We start from the raw sequence: 9,142 nt of genomic DNA, 5'->3' as shown, positions 1-9,142 counted from the left end.
TATGCAGCATAAATGAAGAGAAGCCAATAATACGCATTACCCATTTAATGCACCAGCAGCGTGCAGTGGTAAATGTAAACTATGTAATCATATAGGGGATCATAATCTATGAAACGCATTAGTTAAGGCTAAGTGAGTTATGCGGCGTAATGCTTTTAAAGTAAATATACTATAGAGTTTGGGGTGGTTTTATTGCCAAGTACGCGATAATAGGTTTGGGTAAAATAGGCACAGCGATAGCTAAGGCCTTAATTAAGACTGGCGTTAAGGCGTGTGATATTGCTGGTTCAGTTAGGAGTGAGCATGGGTTAATGAGGGCTAAGGGTGAGTTGCCGGGTATTCATGTGGCGTTAAGTAATGAGGAGGTTGTTAAGGATGCTGAGGTTATAGTTCTTGCGGTTAAGCCTAGGCAGGTGGTTGATGTTATTAATGATGTCGGTAAACTCCTAACTGAGGATAAGTTAATGATTTCAGTGGTTGCTGGGCTTTCAACAAGAATACTGGGTAATCTCACTAGGGCTAGGGTAATTAGGGGTATGCCCAATATTGCAATCCTAGAGGGCTCAGGCGTCACAGCGGTTTCAAGGGGGCCTAGGGCTACTGATACTGATGTTGAATTCACGTGCAGTTTATTTAATGCAGTGGGTAAATGCTATATCATCAATGAGGAGTACTTAAACGCAGTAACGGCGTTAAGTGGCTCTGGACCAGCCTATGTGGCAATGATTGTTGAGGCCCTTTGGGAGGCTGGAATACTGGTTGGCCTACCATCTGACTTAGCCTGGAGCCTCTCAATAGATGTGATTGAATCTGGGGCTAGGTTACTGAATTCTAAGAAGCCGTGGGAAATAATTAGTGATGTTGCAACCCCAGGTGGTGTAACCATTAGTGGGATTAAATTCGCTGAAGAGAGGGGGCTTAAGGGATTATTAATGGGGATGATTGAGTCAGCCTACAGGAGGAGTACTGATGTTCAGAAGATTATTGAGGATACCATAGAGGCTAACTTGAGTAAGCTAAGAAAGTAAAATAATTCTTTACTAATTAGGAAAAATTTTAAAAATAATGATATGCTATTTCATTGTGTAATCAATAAAATAATCACCACTAGGTTTAATGATTATAAGAGGAGTTTGACTAAGAAACCACGTGAGCTATGTTTTAAAACTCTCCCTTGCAAGCACTTAATATGCCGTATGATGTACCATATGTACCATCCCCGGAGGTTGTGGTAAGAAGAATGCTTCAGGTAAGTGGGGTAAGGCCTGGTGAGGTTGTTTACGACCTTGGGTGTGGTGATGGTAGAATAGTTATAATGGCTGCTAAGGAATTTGGGGCAAGGGCTGTTTGCGTTGAGATTAGGAATGATCTTTATGAGCAAACCCTTAGGAGAATTAAGGAGCTTAACCTCGATAATACTGTTAAGGTTATTCACGGTAACTTCTTTGAAGTACCCATAGAGGATGCTGATGTAGTAACCATGTACCTACTAACAAGCGTTAATCAAATGCTTAGGCCTAAGCTTGAGAGGGAGTTAAGGCCTGGAACAAGGGTAGTTAGTCACGATTTCGAGGTACCTGGCTGGAAACCCATACTTGTTGAGGATGTTTACGAGGAGTGGAGGAGCCATAAAATATACTTATTCAAGATACCAGGCGCTGAAATACCAATACTATCTCAGACTCAGGTAAGTGTGCCTAGTGAATACTCGGATATTGTTAAGCTTCTTGATGGGCGTAGATCAATAGAGGAGATAGCTCAGAAGACAGGCCTAACAATGAGGAGGGTTAGGGAGATTATTAGTGAACTTGAGAAACTGAATGTAGTTAAGGAGGTTAAGGTTATTAAGTAAGTCAATATAATTAAATTAAGCCATACCACTTAAAAACCCTGTAATTCTCACCATACTCCATCAAGCCCACTGTAATGCTGATTAAATTCAGGAGAGTAAAAGTTAAAACACCCACAATTAGGCATAGTCCTCATGAATCATGAGGAGAATATTGCCGATGCAGAGTTGGGCGCTAAGTCGATTAAGGATCTTATTGAATCCTATAATCTCATTGGCGGCTTCATGGCCAGGAACCTTTACGATGCATCCAGGGTACTTACCTCAATGTACAATGACCCTGACGCCACAGTAATACTATCATTTACAGCAAACCTAGTATCCACAGGACTCAGGGGTATTTTAAGAGGCATAATAGAGAGGGGGTTTGCTGACGTGGTCATCACTACGGCAGGCACAGTGGACCATGATGTGGCTAAGTCACTTGGTGGAGTTTACTTTAAAGGCTCCTTTGACATAGATGACTCAGTACTATTAAGTAAGGGTATTCATAGGATAGGTAATGTGTTTGTTAGGAGGGAGCATTATGGGCCGCTTGTTGAGAAGGCTGTCCACTCAACATTAAGTAGAATTAATAGGGATGAAGTTGGCGTAAGGGAGTTACTTTGGCTTATGGCTGATGAATTAGATGACTCATCCATAATAAAGGCATCTAAAAGGAGCTGTGCGCCAATATACATACCCGGCTTCGTTGATGGAGCCTTTGGTACAGCAATATTAACCTATAATGAGGTTCAGAGGGCTAGGTCAGGGGGTAGGAGGGTTAATGTTAATGTGCTTAAGGATGAAGAGGAGATAATGAATATAATTTACTCAAGTAAGAGGCTTGGCGCCGTGATAATAGGTGGGGGTATTAGTAAGCATCATACCATTTGGTGGAGCCAATTTAAGGGTGGATTAGATTATGTTGTTTACTTAACTACAGCAACTGAATGGGATGGATCATTAAGCGGCGCTAGGCCTAAGGAAGCCATTAGCTGGGGTAAGGTTAAGCCGGAGGCTAGGTCAGCATTCGTCCTAGCTGATGCAACAATAACAGTACCAATACTATTCAACTACATAGCCTCCGAGATAGGATTCAGGAGGAGAAACATGGGTGTTTACCCATGGAGTTGCCAATAGTGATTACCGCATCCACGCTGGCTTCAATACTGGCAGCATACATAGTGTTAAGGTGCAGATGTGCCCTAGTACCTGATGTTCACAAACCTAATAAGCCACTAATACCTAAACTAGGTGGGTTAGTGGTATTAGCCTACGTGGTGGTTTCCTTCACTTTACTGAGTATTGGTAAGGAATTAATTAACTCAATGTACTATGTCATATTCTACACGACGCCAATAGTCCTAGGCATAATAGGCATAATTGATGACTTCACCCACGTCCATGAGTTCCTTAGGGTTGGCGCCTCAGTACTTTACCCACTTATAATACTACTAGCCATGGGTGATAAGTTAGGTTACTTGAACTTCCCCATAATAGGCCACTTCTCTAACCCAGTGGTGGTAATTATATTGACGATTGCTGCGTATGGTATATTCTCCAACGCCATAAACATGATGGATGTTGTTAACGGTATTGTCCCATACTCTATGATACTAACGTCCATAATCCCCCTAGCCTACTCAATAATGATTAATAACACTACCTTACTTCAAATGACCCTGGCATTACTAATACCCTCAATAATACTCTTCGCCTTCAACAAATATCCAGCCAAGTTATTTAATGGTAATGGAGGCACCTACTCCATTGGTGCACTTGTTGCTGGTTTAATGCTCTACAGTGGCTTAGGTACATTAATACTCTTAGTAATGGTACCGTATGTAATCAATGGCCTGCTCATTATAGTTAGTTCCAGGGGTATTAAATCAAGGGAGAAGCTTAAGCCCTCAACATACATGAATAACTTCATCATATACCCTAACCTAAATAAGGGGTCAACCTTAACACTAATGAAGATTATAGTCATTGATGAACCTGGGGATGAACGTAAAGTTATAAGGAGCTTCTACACAGTATTCAATGTGGCCACTGCATTAACAATATTGCTCTTCATAGTGCTTTACGTAATGGGGTGGGTCTAATGGTTAGAACGGCATTATATTTAACCGCATTATCATGGGTATTACTACTTATAGGATTTATTGTAATTGGTGTGATTGCACACATGTTTGGTAACCCATGGTTGCTCATAACCGTTGGCCTAATGATAGTTGCGGCTTGGTCAATAGTAGTGTACAGGATTGCTGAAGCCTTAGTGAGGAAGAGTAAGGTGTAATTATTATTTTTAATTAAGGCTTACCTCAATTCACGAGTACCTCCAAACACCTCTACCCCTGTAGTTATACACTATTGCCTTATATGCCGTAACGTGCTCTAAGGTGTAGCCGAGGCCCTCCCTCCCAATACCTGAATCCTTCCTGCCTCCAAATGGGTAGTAGCCTATGCCGTGCCTTGGGTAATCATTCACGTAAACGGCACCAACCTCAAGTAGCCTAGCCGCCTTCCTTATTTTGCTTACATCATTACTGAATATTGAGGCGTCAAGCCCATACCTCCTACCGTTAGATAATTCAATGGCCTCATCAAGGTCATTAACCTTCACTAACACGGCTATGGCTGCGAAGACCTCCTTATTATAGAGGTACAGGTCCTTAACCCTACTCTTATCAATCTCAATTAACGTGGGTTCAATGTAAGTGGGGCCTAGCTTCCTACCACCATAGAGTACTTTACCACCCTTGAGGACTGCGTCCTGGGTTGCCTTAATGACTTCATCAGCGGTGGCTTCATCTATTAATGGGCCCATTGTCGTGTCTGGGCTTCTTGGGTCACCAACCTTGACCTTAGATAATTCCTCAATTAGGTTAGCCTTAAGTTGATCATAAACATTCGGTTCAGCAAAAATGAACTTAACCGCATCACACCTCTGCCCAGCGTAACTGTATATGCCTATGGCGATTCTTTGGGCGGCCCACTTGGGGTCAGCATCATTAAGCACTATGGCTGGGTCACCGCCGCCAAGCTCCATTACGAACTGCTTAATGCCAGCCTCCCTAATAACCTCAATACCGGTCTCAGTGCTTCCGGTTAGTGAAATTGCCCCTATCCTCCTATCTGAAACCACCTTACCCATATCCCTACCCGGTATTGTTAATACTGCAAGGGCCTTAGTTGGGAATCCAGCTAACTCAAGTACCCTGGCGAAGAGTATTGTTGGTAATGGGTCGGCTGAGGCTGGTTTAATTAAGACGGCGTTACCAGCTATTGCGGAGTAGGCTATCTTATTCACGGTATCGAAGAGGGGGTAATTAAATGGCACTATGGATAACACAACCCCAATGGGCTCCCTCTTAACTATAGCCTCACTCTCCAATGCATCAACACTCCAGTCCCCTGGCACATAGTCACCGTGAATCCCCTTAACATCGAAGTCCAGCCTCCTTAACCTTTCAATTGCTGAATTAACCTCACCATTAGCTGCTGAGGGGGTTTTACCAGCGTTGGAGATAAGGACATTAACGAAGTCCTCCCTAAACTTATCGAGTAAATCAGCGGCCTTATGGAAGGCATCAAGCCTCCTTTGACCAGGCATATCCCTTATAGCCCACCTACCTTCCCTATACGCGGTTTCAATAGCTTGCTCAGTTACATTGCCTGGTAGCCTCGGTACCTTGGCTATTACTGATAAATCTATCGGAGATTTAACGTCCTGCCAATTATCACCCATGTACCATTGCCCATTAATAAATGCTGGAAATAGGGGTACGCCCTCAGGCCCAGTCTTTAGTATTGCTGATAACTCAGGAGCCTTAATCTCAACCTTAACCTTACCCTTAACAACTATCATTAATTAGCCCACCTTGGATAACGCTTTTAAGCACAGTGGGTTTTCTGGGTTGGCTTTAATTGACTTAGTTAAAAATTACCCTCAATTCTCCTTAAACTTAACTCCCTCCTCCACCTCTGTAGCCACCTATACACAGTGGAGTGTTGCTTACCGTTAATTAACATTATTAATGCGTCCCTAACAGCCCTAATGTTATCATAGTTACCAATTATGCCCACCGCCTTATCCTTCACGGCTATTTTAGTTTCAGTTAACTCCTCAAGGCTCCTCTTAACCTTACCACCTTCACCAATTATTATAGCCTTAACCCTGCTTAAGTGATTCTCCTTATCCTTACTAATGTAGTCGCTTAAATCCACCACATCAAGGTACTTATCATCACTAAGCAATTCTAACGCATCCTCCCTTGAGAAGCCTAGGGCTAATGCTTGAATTATTTGCCTAGCCTTTATGACTGAATCTGGGTTCGCATCCTGCATTGGTGTTAATACCACTGAGTCATCCTTAACATTAACCTGCACCTTAAGGTCCCCCTCAATGGAGTTCTTAACCTCCTCAGTAATTAGGACCTTAGCCTTCTCTAAGGGTATCTCAAGTGGCCCGCCGAAGTAATAATTAGCCATAATCCTCAATAACCTAACTAACTGGAGTTAAATAAACCTTAACTCAACATGCACATGCCTCCTTAAGTAAATGTTTAATTAATTGCTAAGCTTAATTACTTCAGGTATTTATTCCTCAGGATCTTAGCTGCCTCAGCCATTGAGCGAAGCTTCATGAATGCAATCCTCCTACTGTACTTCCTAAACATCCCTACACCGAATCCGCAGTCAGGGTTTAACCATACCCTAGTTGGGTCAAGCACCTTAAGAACCCTCTCAGCCCTAGTAACTATTTCACTAGGATCCTCAACCCTATTACCCCTAACCTCAACAACACCCAGTCCTATCTCCTTCTCCTGAGGCAGTAATTGAGCAAACTTTGCCGGATCCCCACTTCCTGGGCTTGCATACTCCAGTACATACTGCTTAACCTTTATGTCAACTACCTCTGGGGCTAGTTTCTCATAACCTATGCCATAGTATGGTGAATCTGGATTGGGCCACCTATCCATATGCATCCCAATCCTGACGCCGTCAATGCCCTTAATAGTCTCATTAATGAGGTCTTTTGCTAGGCTTAACTCATTCTTAAAGCCCCTGTACTTCTGCCCATTTAATTCCTGAAGCACCTTCCTATACCTATCAGGCTCATTCTCGGAGGCCTCAACCAAATCCCCAAGCATTGGTTCATCCAATTGAACAAAGTGGACGCCAAGGTCCCTTAACCTAATTACCTCATTCCTAACTAACCTAGAGTACTGTTGGGCTAATTCCTCAGGCTCCTTATAGTAGTCCCTAGAGTACTTAATATGCCAAGCCTCCCACATTATTAAGTATGGGCTAGGTATCGTTACCTTAACCCTCCTGTTAGTTATGCTGAGGGTGAAGGAGGCTTCATCCACTGTGAACGGTTTATCCTCAATTGGGCCCACAGCCACTGGCCTATAGTAGGTTAACTGAGCCTTATAATGCCTCATAATATCTATCCCCTGTGGGTTTATTTCAGATATGTGCATTACCTTGAAGCCAGGAATCTTCTGCCCAACAAAAGCCACGAAGCTCGTCCTTCTCTGCTCACCGTCAGTCAACACCTCCACACCAGCTAACTCCTCCTCCTTAACCGTTAATTTAACGGCATCATTCACGTACTCCTCATACTCCTCCTTATCCATCTTACCCTCATTAAATAATTCAAAGGCCTCAATAAGCCACTTAGGCCTTGGGAAACTACCCACCACTGAGGTTACGAAAGCTTCCTCAACCATTAGTAATGCGTGGTTTAGGTAATTTAAAAGCATTAATGTATGATTAAGGCTGGTTAATTCAGATCGTCGTGAGGTCATCAATGATCAGGTTTGATACCCATCATCACCCCTAACCAAGCTTAACTCCACTTATTAACTCTTACTATAAAGAATTATAACCCTCCCAGTGGAGGATAATTAGAGATGCCAGCTAACCTGCCAGCTGAGGCTAGGGCTAAGTGGCTTAAGGTGCTTGAGGCTAAGACACCTGAGGAGAAGCTTAAGGCCCTTGAGGAATTCATATCCGCCACACCCAAGCATAAGGGTACTGAGAACCTTATTCACTGGGCTAGGAGAAGGATGGCTCAGTTAAGGAGGGAGATTGAATTAAGGAAGGAGAAGGAGAGGAGTAGGAGTGGCGGGGGCCTTAGGATTTACGTTGAGAAGAGTGGTGATGTTCAATTGGCCGTGATTGGGCCACCCATGTCAGGTAAGAGCGCCTTACTGAAGTGCCTGACGGATGCTAACGTGGAGCCTGATCTCATACCTTATTCAACAATTGAGCCTGTACCTGGAATGTTCATAGAGGGTAATGTTTATTTTCAATTGGTTAAGGCTCCATCAGTAAGTTTAGGTAAGGATAGTGACTTAAATAACATTACTTTATCCATAATGAGGAACGCTGACGGTGTATTAATGGTGCTTAATTGCCTTGATGGTGATGTTAGGCAGCAGTTTAATGCAATAAGTAAAATGGCCCTCGACGATGGCATTTACTTGGTTAAACCAAGAGGTATAGTGAGGGTGGAACCTAAGACAGGCATGGGGGTTCAAGTCATTGGTAAGCTACTTAACGCAACCCACAGTGATGTTGTTAAGTTACTCACAGGTTATAGGATATATGGGGCTATTGTTTACATAGATGGGGAAGCCACATTGGATGATATTGAGGATGCCCTAATAAGGTCCCCAACCTATAAGCCAACCATATTAATCCTAAATAACCATCACCTATGCAGTAAGGTTGATTTAACTGACTTAAGGATACCTGTGATTCCAGCTAAGTTAGATGAATGCATTATTGATAGAGTTAAGTTATCTGAGGCAATCTTAAGGCACCTTGATTTAATAAAAGTCTACACTAAGGAGCCTTGGGCTAGTAAGCCAACTGATAAGCCCTTCATACTTAAAAGAGGCTCAACAGTGGGTGATTTAGCTCAAAAAATCCACAGTGAATTATACAGGGGCTTTAAGTACGCCAGGATCTGGTCACCCACAGGATTCCACAGGAGAGTTGGGCTAAACTACATGCTTAATGATGGTGATGTTGTAGAGATACATGCGTAATGCCGCTGATAATTGAATTAAAGCATAAGCTCGCTTGCCTCCAATACTTATAAGGTAAGCAACACGCTTAGGATCATGCCTCTTGACCCCTCAGTAAGGAGAATAATTGAAGGGCTCAATAAGGTTAAGCCACAGATGAATAAGGTGCCTCTCGATGAGCTTAGGAAAATGATTAAAACATAAATCCATAAGCCAACCTAGGAGGCAAATCCACAGTGCCTTCGATACATCAATACTGGGAAGTGAA

The 9,142-nt window shown here is 42.9% G+C and carries 9 protein-coding genes; 6 read left to right on the top strand and 3 right to left on the bottom strand.

Annotated elements, in window-relative coordinates; genetic code table 11:
- Window positions 1–164: 164 nt before the first annotated feature.
- The 5 genes from proC to BP896_RS00235 all read left to right on the top strand — a co-directional run bounded on the left by proC (window position 165) and on the right by BP896_RS00235 (window position 4,130).
- Window positions 165–1,028, top strand: a complete 864-nt coding sequence (proC, locus tag BP896_RS00255; protein WP_291764498.1) for a pyrroline-5-carboxylate reductase — start codon at window positions 165–167, stop codon at window positions 1,026–1,028.
- A gap of 161 nt (window positions 1,029–1,189) precedes the next feature.
- Window positions 1,190–1,852, top strand: a complete 663-nt coding sequence (locus tag BP896_RS00250; protein WP_291764489.1) for a methyltransferase domain-containing protein — start codon at window positions 1,190–1,192, stop codon at window positions 1,850–1,852.
- 132 nt (window positions 1,853–1,984) lie between these two features.
- Entirely contained in the window at window positions 1,985–2,971 is a 987-nt protein-coding gene (locus tag BP896_RS00245) for a deoxyhypusine synthase (protein ID WP_291764487.1), read from the top strand.
- Window positions 2,956–3,936 (top strand): MraY family glycosyltransferase, encoded by a 981-nt coding sequence (locus BP896_RS00240; RefSeq protein WP_291764485.1) that lies wholly within the window; start codon window positions 2,956–2,958, stop codon window positions 3,934–3,936. The genes BP896_RS00245 and BP896_RS00240 overlap by 16 nt, the downstream gene beginning before the upstream one ends.
- Complete coding sequence (locus BP896_RS00235; RefSeq protein WP_291764484.1) at window positions 3,936–4,130, top strand: hypothetical protein; 195 nt, start codon at window positions 3,936–3,938, stop codon at window positions 4,128–4,130. Before BP896_RS00240 ends, BP896_RS00235 begins: the two co-directional genes overlap by 1 nt.
- 30 nt (window positions 4,131–4,160) lie before the next feature.
- On the opposite strand, the gene gapN is transcribed toward BP896_RS00235, so the two are convergent.
- From gapN to BP896_RS00220, 3 genes are all read right to left on the bottom strand, one after another.
- Window positions 4,161–5,702, bottom strand: coding sequence for an NADP-dependent glyceraldehyde-3-phosphate dehydrogenase (gapN, locus tag BP896_RS00230; protein ID WP_291764483.1), 1,542 nt, complete (start codon window positions 5,700–5,702; stop codon window positions 4,161–4,163).
- A 68-nt stretch (window positions 5,703–5,770) separates the two neighbouring features.
- Window positions 5,771–6,325, bottom strand: coding sequence for a KH domain-containing protein (locus BP896_RS00225; RefSeq protein ID WP_291764480.1), 555 nt, complete (start codon window positions 6,323–6,325; stop codon window positions 5,771–5,773).
- Window positions 6,326–6,420: 95 nt separating this feature from the next.
- Window positions 6,421–7,569, bottom strand: coding sequence for a cobalamin-independent methionine synthase II family protein (locus tag BP896_RS00220; protein WP_291764478.1), 1,149 nt, complete (start codon window positions 7,567–7,569; stop codon window positions 6,421–6,423).
- A gap of 183 nt (window positions 7,570–7,752) precedes the next feature.
- Here BP896_RS00220 and BP896_RS00215 point away from each other — a divergent pair, with 183 nt between their 5' ends.
- Window positions 7,753–8,895 carry an OBG GTPase family GTP-binding protein gene (locus BP896_RS00215; protein ID WP_291764476.1) on the top strand — a complete coding sequence of 381 codons (1,143 nt, stop codon included), beginning with the start codon at window positions 7,753–7,755 and terminating at the stop codon, window positions 8,893–8,895.
- The last annotated feature ends 247 nt before the right edge of the window (window positions 8,896–9,142 follow it).

Source organism: Caldivirga sp. UBA161, from assembly GCF_002506515.1.
Classification (GTDB): domain Archaea; phylum Thermoproteota; class Thermoprotei; order Thermoproteales; family Thermocladiaceae; genus Caldivirga.
This window is presented reverse-complemented; position numbering and strand designations above follow the sequence as displayed.